16 protein-coding genes are annotated in these 15,532 nt (G+C 69.4%); 13 read left to right on the forward strand and 3 right to left on the reverse strand.

The window, feature by feature from the left end; translation table 11 throughout:
• Positions 1-25 precede the first annotated feature (25 nt).
• The 4 genes from C8258_RS04610 to C8258_RS04625 all read left to right on the forward strand — a co-directional run bounded on the left by C8258_RS04610 (position 26) and on the right by C8258_RS04625 (position 4,158).
• Entirely contained in the window at positions 26-1,420 is a 1,395-nt protein-coding gene (locus tag C8258_RS04610) for an ATP-binding protein (protein ID WP_106954089.1), read from the forward strand.
• Positions 1,417-3,369 (forward strand): VWA domain-containing protein, encoded by a 1,953-nt coding sequence (locus C8258_RS04615; protein ID WP_106954090.1) that lies wholly within the window; start codon positions 1,417-1,419, stop codon positions 3,367-3,369. The genes C8258_RS04610 and C8258_RS04615 overlap by 4 nt, the downstream gene beginning before the upstream one ends.
• A gap of 177 nt (positions 3,370-3,546) precedes the next feature.
• Positions 3,547-3,921, forward strand: a complete 375-nt coding sequence (locus C8258_RS04620) for a PLDc N-terminal domain-containing protein (RefSeq protein ID WP_106954091.1) — start codon at positions 3,547-3,549, stop codon at positions 3,919-3,921.
• 33 nt (positions 3,922-3,954) lie between these two features.
• The gene (locus C8258_RS04625; protein ID WP_106954092.1) at positions 3,955-4,158 is read left to right on the forward strand and encodes a hypothetical protein; all 204 of its coding nucleotides are present in this window, start codon (positions 3,955-3,957) and stop codon (positions 4,156-4,158) included.
• Between the two features lie 24 nt (positions 4,159-4,182).
• On the opposite strand, the gene C8258_RS04630 is transcribed toward C8258_RS04625, so the two are convergent.
• Positions 4,183-4,779: a hypothetical protein gene (locus C8258_RS04630; RefSeq protein WP_146161162.1), complete on the reverse strand. Its 597-nt coding sequence runs from the start codon at positions 4,777-4,779 to the stop codon at positions 4,183-4,185.
• 185 nt (positions 4,780-4,964) lie between these two features.
• Between C8258_RS04630 and C8258_RS04635 the strand changes: the two genes are divergently transcribed.
• Both C8258_RS04635 and C8258_RS04640 read left to right on the forward strand, forming a co-directional pair.
• The gene (locus C8258_RS04635; RefSeq protein ID WP_106954324.1) at positions 4,965-5,138 is read left to right on the forward strand and encodes a CsbD family protein; all 174 of its coding nucleotides are present in this window, start codon (positions 4,965-4,967) and stop codon (positions 5,136-5,138) included.
• Positions 5,139-5,376: 238 nt separating this feature from the next.
• Positions 5,377-5,826 (forward strand): STAS domain-containing protein, encoded by a 450-nt coding sequence (locus C8258_RS04640; RefSeq protein WP_158271223.1) that lies wholly within the window; start codon positions 5,377-5,379, stop codon positions 5,824-5,826.
• A 4-nt stretch (positions 5,827-5,830) separates the two neighbouring features.
• Here C8258_RS04640 and C8258_RS04645 read toward each other — a convergent pair whose 3' ends face one another.
• On the reverse strand, positions 5,831-6,205 hold the full coding sequence (locus C8258_RS04645) for a hypothetical protein (RefSeq protein ID WP_106954095.1): 375 nt from the start codon (positions 6,203-6,205) through the stop codon (positions 5,831-5,833).
• Between the two features lie 126 nt (positions 6,206-6,331).
• On the opposite strand from C8258_RS04645, the gene C8258_RS04650 reads away from it, so the two are divergent.
• From C8258_RS04650 to C8258_RS04675, 6 genes are all read left to right on the forward strand, one after another.
• Positions 6,332-7,522, forward strand: a complete 1,191-nt coding sequence (locus C8258_RS04650; RefSeq protein ID WP_106954096.1) for an alcohol dehydrogenase catalytic domain-containing protein — start codon at positions 6,332-6,334, stop codon at positions 7,520-7,522.
• Between the two features lie 193 nt (positions 7,523-7,715).
• Complete coding sequence (locus tag C8258_RS04655; RefSeq protein WP_106954097.1) at positions 7,716-7,916, forward strand: hypothetical protein; 201 nt, start codon at positions 7,716-7,718, stop codon at positions 7,914-7,916.
• 443 nt (positions 7,917-8,359) lie between these two features.
• Entirely contained in the window at positions 8,360-8,968 is a 609-nt protein-coding gene (locus C8258_RS04660; protein WP_036504207.1) for a sigma-70 family RNA polymerase sigma factor, read from the forward strand.
• Positions 8,969-9,217: 249 nt separating this feature from the next.
• Positions 9,218-9,688: a hypothetical protein gene (locus C8258_RS04665; RefSeq protein ID WP_146161163.1), complete on the forward strand. Its 471-nt coding sequence runs from the start codon at positions 9,218-9,220 to the stop codon at positions 9,686-9,688.
• Between the two features lie 98 nt (positions 9,689-9,786).
• Positions 9,787-10,896, forward strand: coding sequence for a PLP-dependent cysteine synthase family protein (locus C8258_RS04670; protein ID WP_106954099.1), 1,110 nt, complete (start codon positions 9,787-9,789; stop codon positions 10,894-10,896).
• Positions 10,893-12,167 (forward strand): MFS transporter, encoded by a 1,275-nt coding sequence (locus tag C8258_RS04675; protein WP_106954100.1) that lies wholly within the window; start codon positions 10,893-10,895, stop codon positions 12,165-12,167. The genes C8258_RS04670 and C8258_RS04675 overlap by 4 nt, the downstream gene beginning before the upstream one ends.
• A 55-nt stretch (positions 12,168-12,222) precedes the next feature.
• Here C8258_RS04675 and C8258_RS04680 read toward each other — a convergent pair whose 3' ends face one another.
• Positions 12,223-12,651 (reverse strand): nitroreductase family deazaflavin-dependent oxidoreductase, encoded by a 429-nt coding sequence (locus C8258_RS04680; protein WP_106954325.1) that lies wholly within the window; start codon positions 12,649-12,651, stop codon positions 12,223-12,225.
• 111 nt (positions 12,652-12,762) lie between these two features.
• Here C8258_RS04680 and C8258_RS04685 point away from each other — a divergent pair, with 111 nt between their 5' ends.
• Complete coding sequence (locus C8258_RS04685) at positions 12,763-15,510, forward strand: AAA family ATPase (RefSeq protein ID WP_106954101.1); 2,748 nt, start codon at positions 12,763-12,765, stop codon at positions 15,508-15,510.
• Positions 15,511-15,532: the final 22 nt, after the last annotated feature.

Here is a 15,532-nt window from a genome sequence, read left to right on the forward strand (position 1 = left end):
GCAAGATCGTCGTAGCGTCGCTGGGGTGAGTGTTCCTCAGCATCTGCCCGCCACCGCGGGCGAACTGCGCGCCGCCGGTTATCAGCCGCGCGGAGTGAAATCCGAAATCCGCGAGAATCTCCTCGCCGCATTGCGATCCGGGACCGATCCGTGGCCCGGCATCGTCGGCTTCGACCGCACCGTCGTCCCGCAACTGGAGCGGGCGCTGCTGGCCGGGCACGATGTGGTGCTGCTCGGCGAGCGCGGCCAGGGCAAGACCCGGTTGCTGCGCACCCTGGTCGGGTTGCTCGACGAATGGACGCCGGTGATCGACGGCGCCGAACTCGGCGAACATCCGCTGGCGCCGATCAGCCCGGCGGGCAGGCGGCTCGCGGCCGAACTGGGCGACGACCTGCCGGTGGCGTGGCGCCACCGCAGCGAACGCTACGCCGAGAAACTCGCCACCCCCGACACCTCGGTCGGCGACCTGATCGGCGATGTCGACCCGGTGAAGGTGGCCGAGGGCCGCAGCCTGGGCGATCCGGAGACCATCCACTTCGGGCTGGTCCCGCGCGCTCATCGCGGCATCGTCGCCATCAACGAACTGCCCGACCTCGCCGAACGGATCCAGGTCGCGCTGCTGAACGTCATGGAGGAACGCGATATCCAGGTGCGCGGCTATACGCTGCGGCTGCCGCTGGATGTGCTGCTGGTCGCCACCGCCAACCCGGAGGACTACACCAACCGCGGCCGCATCATCACTCCGCTCAAGGACCGGTTCGGCGCCGAGATCCGCACCCACTATCCGCTCGACGTGGAGGCTGAGACCGCGCTGGTGCGCCAGGAGGCCGATCTGGTCGCCGAGGTGGGTGACCCACTGCTCGAGGTGCTGGCGCGCTTCGTGCGCCAGCTGCGGGAATCGCCGGCCGTCGATCAGCGCTCCGGCGTCTCGGCGCGCTTCGCGGTTGCCGCGGCCGAGACCGTGGCCGCCGCCGCACTGCGCCGGACCGCGCTGACCGGTGAACATCCCGCCGTCGCCCGCCCGGTGGATCTGGAATCGGTGCCCGCGGTGCTGCGCGGCAAGGTGGAATTCGAATCCGGTGAGGAGGGCCGCGAAACCGAGCATCTCACCCATCTGCTGCGCCGCGCCTTCGCCGAGACCGCACGCCGGCGCCTGGCTGGGGTGGATCTGCGGCCGCTGGCCGAGGCGGTGAGCGCGGGGCATCCGGTCACCACCGGCGAACGGGTGCCGGGCCAGGAGGTGCTCTCGGCGCTGCCCGAGCTGCCGGTGCTGGCGCGGGTGGCCGAGCGGCTCGGCGCCGAGTCCACCGATTCGCCGGCGCGGATCGCGGCGACCGTCGAATTCGCTTTGGAGTCACTGTATTTGAGCCGCCAGCTGGCCAAGGACTCCGACGACGGCACGGCGACCTACAGCTCATGACGACCCCCGACCGCTATTCCTACGGGCCCTATCACGACGGTCCCGACCCGCTGGCGCCGCCGGTCGATCTGCGGGAGGCGCTGGACCACATCGGCCGCGACGTGATGGACGGCAGCTCCCCGCGCACCGCCCTGGAGGAGCTGCTGCGCCGCGGCACCGGCCGCACGCCCGGCCTGGACGAGCTGACCCGGCGGTTGTGGCAGCGTCGCGCCGAGCTCACCCGGCAGCACCGCCTCGACGGCACCCTGCAACAGGTGCGCGAATTGCTCGACCAGGCGTTGGAGGCCGAGCGGACCGCACTGTTCCCCGACCCTTCCGACGATGCCCGCTTCGCCGAGGCCGAACTCGACGCGCTGCCGTCGAGCACCGCCGCCGCGGTGACCGAACTCGCCGACTATCAGTGGCGCTCGGAGACGGGCCGCGCCAACTACGAGCAGATACGGGAACTGCTCGGCCGCGAACTGCTCGACTCCCGCTTCCAGGGCATGAAGCAAGCACTCGAGAACGCCACGCCCGAGGATGTCGAGCGGGTGCGGCAGATGATGTCGGATCTGAACCAGCTGCTCGCCGCCCACGCCCGCGGTGAGAACACCGAGCAGCAGTTCGCCGAGTTCATGGCCGAACACGGCGAGTTCTTCCCCGAAAACCCCCGCAACACCGAGGAATTGATCGATGCGCTGGCCGCGCGCGCGGCCGCCGCGCAGCGGATGATGAATTCGCTCTCGCCGCAGCAGCAGGCGGAGTTGAGTGAACTGATCGGCCAGGCCTTCGGCGATCCGCGTATCGCCGAACAGGTTTCGGCACTCGATGCCGCGTTGCGCGCACTGCGCCCCGGCGAGGATTGGGATTCGGGGCAGCGGTTCCGCGGCCAGGACCCGCTCGGCCTCGGCGAGGGCGCACAGGCGATGCAGGATCTGGCCGAAATGGACGCACTGGCCGAACAACTCGGCCAGTCCTATCCCGGCGCCCGGCTCGAGGATATCGACCTCGACGCCCTCACCCGCCAGCTCGGCGCCGCCGCCGCCGTCGATGCCGCCCGCCTGGCCGAACTGGAACGCGAGCTGCGCCGCCAGGGCCTGTTCGAACGCGCCCCCGACGGGTCGCTTCGCTTGACGCCCAAGGCGTTACGCCGCCTCGGCGAGGTGGCGCTGCGCGATGTGATCGGGCGGCTGCGCGCTCAACGCGGACAGCGCGAGACGGTGACCGCCGGAGCGGCCGGCGAACCGACGGGCGCGACGCGGCCGTGGCGCTTCGGCGACACCGAGCCGTGGGATGTGTCGAAAACCGTGCGCAACGCGGTCCTGCGGTCGGCGTCGACCGGCAGCCGCCGGGTGTCGCTGTCGGTCTCCGATGTCGAGATCACCGAAACCGATCAGCGGTCCCGCGCGGCGGTGGCCCTGTGTGTCGACACGTCGTGGTCGATGGTGCAGGACGGACGCTGGCTGCCGATGAAGCGGACCGCGCTGGCCCTGCACCAGCTGATCAGTACCCGATTCCGTTCCGATGCACTGGAAGTCGTGACGTTCGGCCGCCACGCCACCACCGTCGACATCGCGGAGCTGACCGGTCTGGAAGCGGTGTGGGAACAGGGCACCAACCTGCACCACGCCCTGCTGCTCGCCGCCCGCCACCTGCGCCGACACCCCGACGCGGTCCCGGTGGTCCTGGTGGTCACCGACGGCGAACCCACCGCGCACCTGGAGCCGGACGGCAGCTCGTACTTCAACTGGCCACCCGACCCCCGCACCCTCGCGGTCACCATGGCCCAGGTCGACAATCTCGCGAAACTCGGTGCCTCGGTCTCGGTATTCATCCTCGGCGAAAACCCCAGGCTCGCAGCCTTCGTCGACCTGATGGCCCGCCGCAGCGGCGGCCGGGTGATCGCCCCGGATCTCGACGGCCTGGGCGCGGCGGTGGTCTCCGACTACCTCAGCGGCCGGCGCCGATAGCGTCGCCGAGGTGCGCGGTGGGCGAGGGCCGCGCACAGGTCACCCGCAACGGGTGAAGCGCCACCCGGGCCCGGGGCGTGAACTTGTCGCGTACCGCGGTCGCTGCTGTCCGGCAGGGAGCATGCGGTGGCGGGAAGCCGTTCGGAGGAAGCCGGACGCTGTCATCGAGGAGACGTCATGCCCGTGTGGGATGTGTTCTGGCTGATCATCATGAGTTTCGCGTTCGCCGCGTATCTGATGCTGCTGTTCTGGATCTTCACCGATCTGTTCCGGGATCGCGGCATCTCGGGCTGGGTGAAGGCGATCTGGGTGGTGTTCATGTTCGTGCTGCCGCTGCTGACCTCACTGGTGTATCTGATCGTGCGCGGTGGCGGCATGGCTGAGCGGTCGGCGCGGGCGGCGAAACAGGCCGAGCAGGCGCAGGACGCCTACATCAAGGAAGTGGCCGGAACCAATTCGGCCACCCAGATCGCCGACGCCAAACGACTACTCGACGAGGGCACGATCACCGCACAGGAATTCGAGCAGCTGAAGAGCCGAGCCCTGGCCTGAGCCGTACGGCGCCGGCGATCGAGAGGCGGTGCGGTGCGCTACGAATTCTCCGTCGACGGTGAGTTGTCCGGCGACATCTGCGCCGAATTCCCCGAACTGGCCCGCAGCGCGGTGGCCGCGCCCGGCACCACCACGCTGTTCGGCCCACTCGAGGACTACACCGCGATGCGCAGCGTGCTGGCGCGCATCGACGCCCTGGGGCTGACTCTGATCGAGATGCGACGCCTGCCGGATTGAGGCGCGCCCGTTCGAGGGGGCCGATCAGGAGTGGCCGTGGCCTACCTGCGGGCTGATCCGTCGCCATTCGCGTTCCCATTCGCCGGCCCGGCGCCGGTCCAGCGCGTAGCCGGCGCATCGCGCCAGCCCGTAGGCCAGGGCCCAGCAGGCGAGCAGGGCGGCGGTGCCGGTGGCGATGCCCTTGGCGACGGCGGCGTCGTCGGCGATCGGTGGCGTGGTGGGATCGCCCTGGGTGGTGAGCCACAACGGGATTCGGTCGCCGCGATGGGTGGTGCCGTCGACGTCGACCATCGCCTGGCCGGGATGCCCGTCCCGGCTCCACTGCGCCTCGGCTCGGAGCTGGTCGGCGAACATGGCGTTGGGCGCCGGCATCCGGATCGGATCGCTCGTAACCTCGGCTGTCACAGCCGTTTTCGTGGCGTTGTCGGCGTGGATGGCGGCGAGTTCGGCCCGGTACTGCGCGGTGCCGGCGACGACGGCCAGCAGGACCGCGGCGAGCGCGCTCACTACCAGTGCGAGCCGCAGCGCCTGTTCGACACGGTCGGCAGGGCGCATCAACGGCGAACGCGTCCAGGGCGCGACCCGTCCGGCCCGCAGCACCGCGAAGGTAGTACGCACCATCTTCACTCTCCCACCACGACCGGCAGAGGCACGCTCGGAGAATAACCGTTCGCCGCCCCGGCAAACGGCGTTCGGAGTGGATCTTCGCCACGCTCGGCCGCAGGTTTGACCCGGAGCTGCGGGGATATCGCTTGGTTGCGACCCGCATCGTGCGGGTGGTCCGGCAGATTCGGAAGGAGCACGGTATGAGTGGCATCGATAAGGCCAAGAACAAGCTCGAGGACGTCGCCGGTCAGGCGAAGGAGAAGCTCGGCGCGGCCACGGGCGATCCGGACAAGAAGAACGAGGGCAAGGCCGACCAGACCAAGTCGAACCTGAAGGACGCGGGCGAGAAGGTCAAGGACGCCTTCGACCACTGATCTCGTCTGCGGATCCACCTCGTCGCGAGGCCCGGACCGGTGCAGCACATGCGCCCGGTCCGGGCCTCGTCGCGTTCCGGGGCCGCTCGGGGCCTACGCGCTGGACCTGGGCTTACGCCGTTTCGGCTGTACAGACCGCTGCGTCTCTGTTATGAAGGTAGGGCGGGTCGATCTTCATGTGGTAGGACGCCCGCAGCGGGCTCGTGCCCGTTGCCCTCGGCTCCGGTTGGAGACCTCAATGAGCTCGAGCGCCGAATTACGTCCCGTACCCCCCGCCGATGAATCCGGCGCCCCCCACGTCGCCGAGGCACGTCTGTCCGCAGTCGTACGCACTCGCGGCCCGGCGTTGGTGCTGTCGTTCCGCGGGGAGGCCGACAGCTACACGATGCCCGGATGGAGCAAGCGCATCCGCTCCGCTGCCGAAAGCGGGATGCGCATCGTCGTCATCGACACCAACTGCCTCAGCTTCCTGTCCTGGCGTGCACTCTTGACGCTGGCCCGCGAGGCGGAGCGCTACCGGTCCGCCGGTGTGCATCTGTGCCTGGTCACTCAGTCGCGAACGATCATGCGGATCGCCGCGCTGGATGAGCAGACCCGGCAACTGCCCATCCATTCGACGGTCGTGAGTGCGGTCAGCCGCGCCACCTACGACGCGGCCGGGCCCGCGATCGCCGCTACCCCCGGTTGAGCCGCTACTCGTCGGGGAGCGGGAAGTAGGAGTCGTCGTCGGTACCGGATTCGCGCCGCACGATCTCCTCGACGGCTTCGGTGTCACTGGGGCCACCGGGTGATCCGGTGCGGATCGAATCCAGGCCCTCGGTCGCACCGGATTCGGGCAGCGTCGGCTCGGCGGAAGGCTTGGTCCCCACATCCGGTTCCTCTTCGGCCAGTCGTTGGGACAGTGGGCGTTCCGTGCGCTGTTCGCCGGCCGTCATGCCGTAGCTGTCGACGCCCGACCAGTCGTCGGGCGGTTCCACGATCTCGTCGCCGTCGTCGTTGCCCACATCGTCGGAATCCAGTCCCTCGGTCGAGGTGAGCAGATCTTCGTCGGGTTCGTTTGCAGCCATGTGCTTCGCGTGCCCGCAATCGCCCGCGGCAAACCGCCGGCGGCGCGCCCGATTCGTTTGGTCACCCGGGCGGCGGGTAGGCCGACGGTGGCCGTATCCAGCACAGATGCAGATCGAGGTGACACGATGAAAGCAGTGACGTGGCAGGGCCGCCGCAAGGTTTCGGTGGATGAGGTGCCCGACCCGCGGATCGAGGAACCGACCGATGCGATCATCGCCGTGACCTCCTCGGGGGTGTGCGGGTCGGATCTGCACCTCTACGAGGTGCTCGGCCCGTACATGAGCGCCGGTGACGTGCTCGGCCACGAACCGATCGGGGTGGTGGTCGACGTCGGCTCGGAAGTGCGGTCGCTGGCGGTGGGCGATCGAGTGGTGGTGCCGTTCCAGATCGCGTGCGGGCACTGCGTCATGTGCGATACCGGCTTGCCGACGCAGTGCGAGACCACGCAGGTGCGCGAATACGGCAGCGGCGCAGCCTTGTTCGGCTATTCCAAGCTCTACGGGCAGGTGCCCGGCGCCCAGGCGCAGTACCTGCGGGTTCCGCATGCCGATTTCACCCACATCCCGATTCCAGCCGGTCCCGACGACAGCCGCTTCCTGTATCTGTCGGACGTCCTGCCGACGGCGTGGCAGGCGGTGGAATACGCCGGCGTGCCCGACGGGGGCTCGGTGGTGGTGCTGGGACTGGGCCCGATCGGGGATATGGCGTGCCGGATCGCGGCCCATCGGGGATATCGGGTGATCGGTGTCGATCGGGTGCCGGAACGACTGCGCCGGGTGGCCGATCGCGGTATCGAGGTGGTCGACCTGGAACAGATCGGCGCCTCGATCGGCGATGTGATCCGCGACCGCACCGACGGACGGGGCTCCGACAGCGTGATCGACGCGGTCGGTATGGAGGCCCACGGATCGCCCGTCGCGGAGTTGGCGCAGCGTTCGGCCGGCTATCTGCCGTCGATGGTGTCGCAGAAGCTGATGGACACCGTCGGTGTGGACCGGCTGGCGGCATTGAACAGTGCGATCGACATCGTCCGCCGTGGCGGCACCATATCGCTGTCCGGGGTCTACGGCGGCATGGCCGACCCGTTGCCGATGCGCATCCTGTTCGACAAGCAGATTCAGCTGCGGATGGGTCAGGCCAACGTCAAGCGGTGGGTCGGCGACATTCTTCCGCTGTTGCAGGACGGTGATCCGCTCGGTGTGGAAACCTTTGCCACTCATCGGCTTCCGCTGTCGGAGGCGCCGCGGGTGTATCACGACTTCCAGCGCAAGGCCGACGGCATGGTGAAGGTGGTTCTCGATCCGGCGGCCGCGTGAACGCGCGGCGCGAGTGGGGCCGAAATGCCCGAAACGACCGGTGCCGCAAGATATTTCCGAGTCTGACCAGGACGTACGCAATCGTTCGCGAGACCGGTGCATAGACCCGGGAGGCCCGGGTAGTGCCTCTGATGTGACCGGGAAGTACGCCGGTCGCGATCGAGAAAAGTCCCTACTGCGAAGGAGGTCCGCAATGGCCGACCAGAACAATCCCGGACAGTTCGGCAACCGCAGCGACACCGAGGAACAGGCTCGCCGCGGCGGCCAGGCCAGCACGGGTAGTTTCGGCCAGCGCAACGCCGCCGATCCGCACGAAGCGGGGCGCAAGGGCGCCCAGGCGCAGCCGACCACGGCCAAGCAGGCCGGTGGTCAGCACAGTCACGGCGGTCGCTGACCCGAATCGCGACACACGGACTCGACAGCGTAGGCCGGATCAGAGGATCCGGCCTACGCGGCTGTCGAGACCCGTGCATCATGCGGTTGCGACGGGTGTGTGACAATGTCCGGGCTCGGATTTCCGCCACCCGAGGGGCAGCGAATCCAGAGCCCGGCAGCTATCGAATCAGCTGCCGCCCGCAGCGGGCGTCGATCGCGGAATTATGACGTTCTCGAGATTGTTCCACTTTTGTGGTTAACATCTGGCACTCAGATTTCGATGCTAGATATGTCGTTGATTGTGACGGCAGCGATCGGTCGGTTCCAGCGGCTCGGATCGGGTATCACGCGTTCGGCCGCGAGCATCGGCGCTCTGTGGCACAAGGATTGACCAGGCGGTTCGGCGACGTAGCCGATTCTCCGCGTAGGTAACGACTATCCCGCGAAACGAAACGGTGTGCGATGGACATCGATCAGCGTTACCGTCAGAGCAGTTCGACCACCATCACGGCAGCGGAACTGGCTACCTTGCTGCACAAGTCCGCGGCGGGGGACGCCGAATCCTTCGCGGCCTTCTATCGCAGCACCAACGCCCGCCTGATGGCCCGGTTGACCGCGATTCTGCGCAGTCCCGGTCTGGCTCAGGAAGTGAGCCAGGAGGTCTATCTGCAGGCATGGTCCGCGGCCGGTGATTACGACGCCGGGCGGGCCAGCCCGATGGCGTGGCTGATGATGTTCGCGCATCGGCGTGCGGTCGACCGGGTGCGCTCGGAGCAATCGCTGGCGGATCGGGAGCGCGCGTTCGGGCGCGGTCAGTATCAGCCCGAATGTGATGTGGTTTTCGACGAGGTGACGCAGCGGCTGGACGAGCGGTCGGTCGCGGGGGAGGTGCACCGGCTGGGGCATCGGCAGCGGGAGGCGATTCTGCTCGCCTTCTACGGGGGCCGCACCTATCCGGAGGTGGCGCAGGATCTGGGGATCCCGCTGCCCACCGCGAAGGCCCGGATCCGAGCCGGATTGAAAACGCTCGGTTCCAGACTTTCGGAGAAGTCGCGCGACGAGAAGAAGTGAGGACGCCGCTTCCCGGTAGTTGGCGTTTCTACCCCCTAGGGGTATATTGCGAGGTGTCGCCCAGCTGGCGGCGCCCGCCTCTTTCGGCGGTTATGATCTACTAGTTGCGTACGTAAGTAGTAGATGTTATCGAGCCTGTGGTCGCGTTCCCCAGCGGTGGGGTGACGTTCGGCTCGATGCTCGGCAGCACCGTGCGAAGGTGTTGCGCGACAGTGGCGATCGTGGCGAGGAGGCTGGGTTGGTGGATCGGTGTCCGACCCGGCGTGGACTCCGCCCTCCGGGCTGTTCGCCGCTGCGGTCGGTCGAGCGGCGGGCGCGGCTGCGGTGAGCTCCGTCCTCCGGTCGCGGCGGGGTGTCGCGGCCATGATCTTCGTCGCCCTGCTCACTCTCGTTGCGCTGCATACCGACTGCGTGGTCGCCGATGCCGAGACGGCCGCCACTTCCGCATCGTCCGCTGCCGCGAGATCCACACTGGCTCATCTCGGTTCGCATCTGCCCGGCTGGGACGACTGCTGTGCGCACGACAGGCACGTCGTCCTGGATTCGGTGCTTCCGGCGGATCCGGTGAAGCTGTGGCCGCCCGGTCACGTGTGGGATGCGGTGGCCGCGGTGACCCCCGCCCGATGGCACCATCACGCGACCGCCGTGCGCGGCCCGCCGGGTCCGCCGCCCCGCACCGGTCGCGACATTCTGACGCATCTCGGTATCGCCCGCCGCTGATCGGTCAGCGACAGGCCGCCTGCCCCGTGCCGGCGGCCGGTGTCCGCTGCCCGCATCCGTACCGCCCACATCGGGCGGAGATACCGAAAGCGACAGTCATGGACGACATCGTGCTCGACCACCCACAGCCGATTCCGGCAGCGCCGATCCCGGCGCACCGTCCGCGCGGCCTGGTCGGCAATACGCCGGTGCTCTGGATCGGCGAACCGCTGAGCGGCCACGGCCGCGGCTTCTGGGCCAAACTCGAAGGCGCCAATCCGGGCGGCATGAAGGACCGGCCCGCGCTGCACATGGTGCGCAGCGCCGAACGCCGCGGAGATCTGCGGCCGGGTGCGCGCATCGTCGAATCATCCAGCGGCACTCTGGGATTGGGGCTCGCGCTGGCGGGGATGGTGTACTCGCACCCGGTGACCGTGGTCACCGACCCCGGAATGGAACCGATGGTGGTTCGACTGCTGCGCGCCTACGGCGCACGGGTGGAGACGGTCACCGAACCGCATCCGGCCGGCGGCTGGCAACAGGCACGCCGCGATCGGGTCGCGGCGCTGCTGGCCACCGAACCGGATGCCTGGAGCCCCGACCAGTACAGCAATCCCGACAATGTGGACGGCTACGAATCGCTGGCGCTGGAGATGGTGCAGCAATTGGGCCGCGTCGACGTCCTGGTGTGCGCGGTCGGAACCGGCGGACACTCCGCGGGCGTGGCCCGGGTGCTGCGCCGCAACAATCCGCGGTTGCGGCTGATCGGTGTCGACACCGTGTCCTCGACGATCTTCGGCCAACCGGCCGGGCCGCGTCTCATGCGCGGACTGGGCTCGAGCATCCACCCCCGCAACGTCGACTACGACGCCTTCGACGAAATCCATTGGGTGGCACCCGCGGAAGCGGTGTGGGCATGCCGGACACTGGCCGCCACCCACCACGCCAGCGGCGGCTGGAGTGTCGGCGCGGTGGCGCTGGTGGCGGGCTGGGCCGCGCGCGTGCACGACACCGGCACCCGAATCGCCGCCGTTTTTCCCGACGGGCCGCACCGCTACGCCGACACCGTCTACAACGACGCCTACTGCGACGAGCACGGCCTGCTCGATGCCGATCCGCCCGTCGAACCCGACACGATCGGCCATCCCGCCGAGCGCGTGGTGACCTCGTGGACGCGCTGCACCACCGTCGTCGACCCCCGCACCCTCGACCCGGAGCCCGCCGCATGAGTGTCCTCGCCCGATTCCGCAGCTTCGACCCCGCGGCCCGGTTGCTGATGATCAACCAGTTCGGCATCAACCTCGGCTTCTACATGCTCATGCCGTACCTGGCCGGATATCTCGCCGGTCCGATCGGCTTGGCGGCGTGGGCGGTCGGGCTGGTGCTGGGCGTGCGCAACTTCTCCCAGCAGGGCATGTTCCTCGTCGGCGGGACGCTCGCCGACCGGCTCGGCTACAAACCGCTGATCGTGGCGGGCTGTCTGCTACGCACCGCGGGATTCGCGCTGCTGATTTTCGCGACGTCGCTGCCGATGCTGCTGATCGCCTCGGCCGCAACAGGTTTCGCCGGTGCGCTGTTCAATCCGGCGGTGCGCGCGTATCTGGCCGCGGAGACCGGTGACCGTCGCGTGGAGGCGTTCGCGGTATTCAACATCTTCTATCAGGCCGGCATCCTCGTCGGGCCGCTGGCCGGACTCGCCCTGCTGGTCACCGACTTCCGGGTGACCGCCGCGGCCGCCGCCGTGGTCTTCGCCGTGCTCACCCTCGCCCAGCTGTTCGCATTGCCGCCGCGGCGGGCGAGCGAGCCCGCGGTGCGCACGACGGTGCTCCAGGATTGGCGCACCGTACTGGCCAATCGCCGTTTCCTGGCCTTCGCGGTCGCGATGATCGGCTCGTATGTGCTGTCGTTCCAGGTCTATCTGTCGCTACCTTTGCAGGCCGAATATCTCAGTCCCGGCCACGCGCAGGCGCTGACCTCGGCGTTGTTCGTGGTGTCGGGTGTGGTCGCGGTGGCCGGGCAGCTGCGCATCACCGCATGGTTTCGACGCCGGTGGGGGACCGGCCGCGGCCTCGTGGTCGGCATGGGGGTGCTGGCCGCAGCCTTCCTCCCGCTGCTGCTGGTACCGGGCCCACGGCCCTTCGGCACGGTGGCTGCCGTTGCCGCGCTGCTCATTTCGGCGGCGATCCTCGCGGTCGGAACCGCGGCGGTGTTCCCGTTCGAAATGGATACGGTGGTCTCGCTGTCCGGCGGCGCGCTCGTGGCCACCCACTACGGGTTCTACAACACGGTGGTCGGAGTCGGGATCTTGACCGGCAACCTCGTCACCGGCGTAGTGCTGGACGCCGCCCGCTCGGCCGTACTCGACGCCGTGGTGTGGGCCGGATTCGCCGCCATCGGGGCACTAGCGGCGTTCGCGTTGGCCGCGCTCGACCGGAGCGCACGCGCGCAATCGGCTGGGGAAGAAAAAGTTCCGGCGGAGTCGGTGCGCGAATCCGCGTGACCTGCGCTGGCGGGTACTCGTCCGCCGCCACGGTGGCGGACGAGTACCGGGTCGGTCAGGCGCGCCGCAGTTCCAGCACCGGAATGGTGCGGATCCCTTCGGTTTTGCGGGCGTAGCCGGCGAATCCGGGATAGCGGCGGGCCTGTTCTGCGAAGATCCGGTCGCGGCGCTCACCGGTCACCTCGGTGACCGCCGCCGGGTAGCGCTCGGTGCCGCGTTCGATCTCCGCCGTCCCGGCGGTGGTCAGGTTGTAGTACCAGTCCGGATTGGTCGGAGCGCCGGCCTTCGACGCGAAAACATAGATGCTGTCCGGGTTCTCGTCGTCGGCCAGGTACATCATCGGTGTCACCAGTTCACGGCCGGATTTGCGGCCGCGGTGATGCACCAGCACCATCGGCGCGCCCTCGAAATCGCCGCCGACGCGTCCCTCGTTGGCTCGAAATTCCTCGATGATCGCGGTGTTCCAATCGCTCATGAGCTGCATTCTGCTGTCGAACCGGTGGCCGCGGCGGGAGGCGCGCACGTGGGAATACCGGCGGTGGCCGGTATGCGATGATCGGTCCGGTGTTCGTGATCCGATTCGTGGCGCGGTGCCATGGCTGAGCTGTACGGGCGGGCGGCCGACACCGCGGCGATCGCCGCCCTGCTGGACCGGGCCCGCGCGGGGGAGAGCGGTTGGCTGGTGCTGCGCGGCGAACCCGGAATCGGTAAGACCGCCCTGCTCGACCACGCCGCCGATCTCTGCGCCGACCTGAAGGTTCTGCGCGGCGCGGGGGTGGAGATCGAGGCCGAACTTCCGTTCGCCGGATTGCAGTTGCTGCTGCGGCCGGCGGTCGCGCATCTGCCCGCCCTGCCCGCGCGCCAGCGGGCGGCACTGGAGGCGGCGCTGCGCCTCGGCGACGATCCCGGCGGGGATGCGATGCTCGTCGGATTGGCGGTGTTGTCGCTGCTCACCGAATACGCCGGCGATACCGGGCTGGTCTGTCTGATCGACGACGCGCAATGGCTCGACCGGGCCTCGCTGGACACGATCCTGTTCGCCGCCCGGCGGTTGTACGCGGAGGGGGTCGTGATCATCCTCGCCGCCCGCGACGGCGCCGCGTTCGCGCGGTCCGCGGATCTGCCCGAACGCCGCATCACCGGGCTCGACTCCGACGCCGCGGCCGCGCTGCTCGACCGCCGCGAACTGCCCGCAGGGGTGCGCCGCCAGGTCCTGGCCGAGGCGCAGGGCAATCCGCTGGCGTTGCTCGAATTGGCCGACGCCGCACGCGACGACCGTCCCGGCGCGGCTCATCCCGGTGCGCTGGCGTTGACCGACCGCCTGCAGCTGGCCTTCCACGGACAGGTCAGCCGTCTGCCGAAATCGACGCAGGACGTGCTGCTGATCGTCGCGGCCGAGGAGTCCGGCGAAGTGTCGGCGGTCCTGCGCGCCGCGGCCGCCGTCGGTGCCGGAATCGACGATCTGGCCCCGGCCGAGGAGGCGGGACTGCTGGTGCGCGGCGAGACGGCGGAGACGATCGCCTTCCGTCATCCGCTGCTGCGCGCCGCCGTCTACCAGCGAGCGCCGCTGGGACAGCGAGTGGCCGCCCACCGTGCGCTGGCGGCCGCGCTCGACGGCCCCGCCGACGCGGACCGCCGTGCCTGGCACGCGGCCGCGGCGGCCACCGGCCCGGACGCGGAAGTCGCTGCGGCCCTGGAGGATACCGCCGCTCGCGCGCTCGCCCGCAGTGGCCACGAGGCGGCCGCCGCGGCCTACGAACGCGCCGCCCGGCTCACCGCGGACCCCGGACTGCGCGCGCATCGTGAGGCGCTGGCCGCCCAATCCGCGTTGAACGCGGGCGATCTGGAACGGGCCGCGGGGCTCGCGCGCCGGGTGGCCGGAAGAGCCGGTGCAACAGCGGAATTGCGGGCTCGGGTCGCGCACGTCGAAGGGCTCGCCCACTTCTGGCAGGGCCGTTTCGCCGAGGCGGACGCGCTGCTGCGCGCCGGCGCCGCACAGGTCGCCGACCGCGATCCCGCGCTGGCGGCGACGATGCTGATCCAAGCCCTGCACACCGGCTGGTACCTGGGCGAACGGCATGTCCGCGACTGTGTGGCGCAGTTGACCGCGGTGCCACTGGCCGGCACCGATCCGCTGCACCCGGTCGTGACCTATATGGCGAGCGTCCTGGATCGCCGCGACACCGCGGGCGCACCACCGGAATTGACACTGACATTGGAAGAGTCCGCGCGGCGGGGCCAGGTGCCGGACCAGGTGCGGCTGATGCTGTGTGGCGTGGCGATGGCAGGCGGCCAGGACGCCGACGTCTACGGGCCCGCCGAGGCGCTGAGCCGGGAGTATCGCGACGCCGGTGCCGCCGGCCGGCTGCCCACCACCTTGTTCTTCGCCGCCGAGGTCGAGATCTTCACCGGTCGTCTGCGCGATGCGCGAACCACCGCGGCCGAGGCATTGACCCTGGCCGCAGATCTGGGCCAGCGCCAATGGGTCAGCCAGCTCAGCAGCGTTCTCGCGCATATCCATGCGGTCGAGGGCGACGAGGAGCGGTGCCGCCACTACGCCGAGGGCGGACTCGCCGACAGCACGCCCGGATCCGTCTCTCCCGGTGCGGCGTGGGCGCATTGGTCGCTGGGGTTGCTCGAACTGGGTTCGGGCCGGGCCGAATCGGCGCTGTCGCGCTTCGAGCGGCTGACCCGGGATCCGCTGCGCCATCATTTGTGCGCGATGCGCTCGATCCCCGATCTGGTCGAGGCGGCGGTGCGGGTCGGCGCCGCCGACCGCGCCGAACCCCACGCCGATCGGTTCGCCGACTGGGCCACCGCGGTGCGGCGGCCGTGGGCCGAAGCGCTCGTATTGCGATGTCGCGCACTGCTGTCCGACGACGACAGCGCCGAGACCCACTACACGCGGGCGCTGAAACTGCACGACCGTGAGGCGCGTCCGGTGGAATACGCCCGCACCGCACAACTCTACGGCGAGTGGCTGCGCCGGGCCCGCCGCAAGAGCGAGGCGCGAACGGTACTGACCGAGGCGCTGGACATGTTCGACCGCATCGGCATGCGCCCCTGGGCCGAACGCGCCCGCAGCGAACTCGTCGCGACCGGTGCCGCGCCGAGCGGGCCTGGCGGGCAATCGGATTCGCGGTCGAGCGCGGCGGTCACCGGGCTCACCCCGCAGGAATTGCAGATCGCTCGCCTGGCTGCCCAGGGCCTGTCCAATCGCGATATCGCCGCCCAGCTGTTCCTCAGCCACCGCACCGTCGGCTACCACCTCTACAAGGCGTACCCGAAACTCGGAGTGACCTCGCGCGGTGAACTGAAAACCATTGCGGATCAACTGCGTTGACAACCGCGGACATGCCGGAGCC

It is taken from the genome of Nocardia sp. MDA0666 (genome assembly GCF_003023875.1).
Lineage (GTDB): Bacteria > Actinomycetota > Actinomycetes > Mycobacteriales > Mycobacteriaceae > Nocardia > Nocardia aobensis.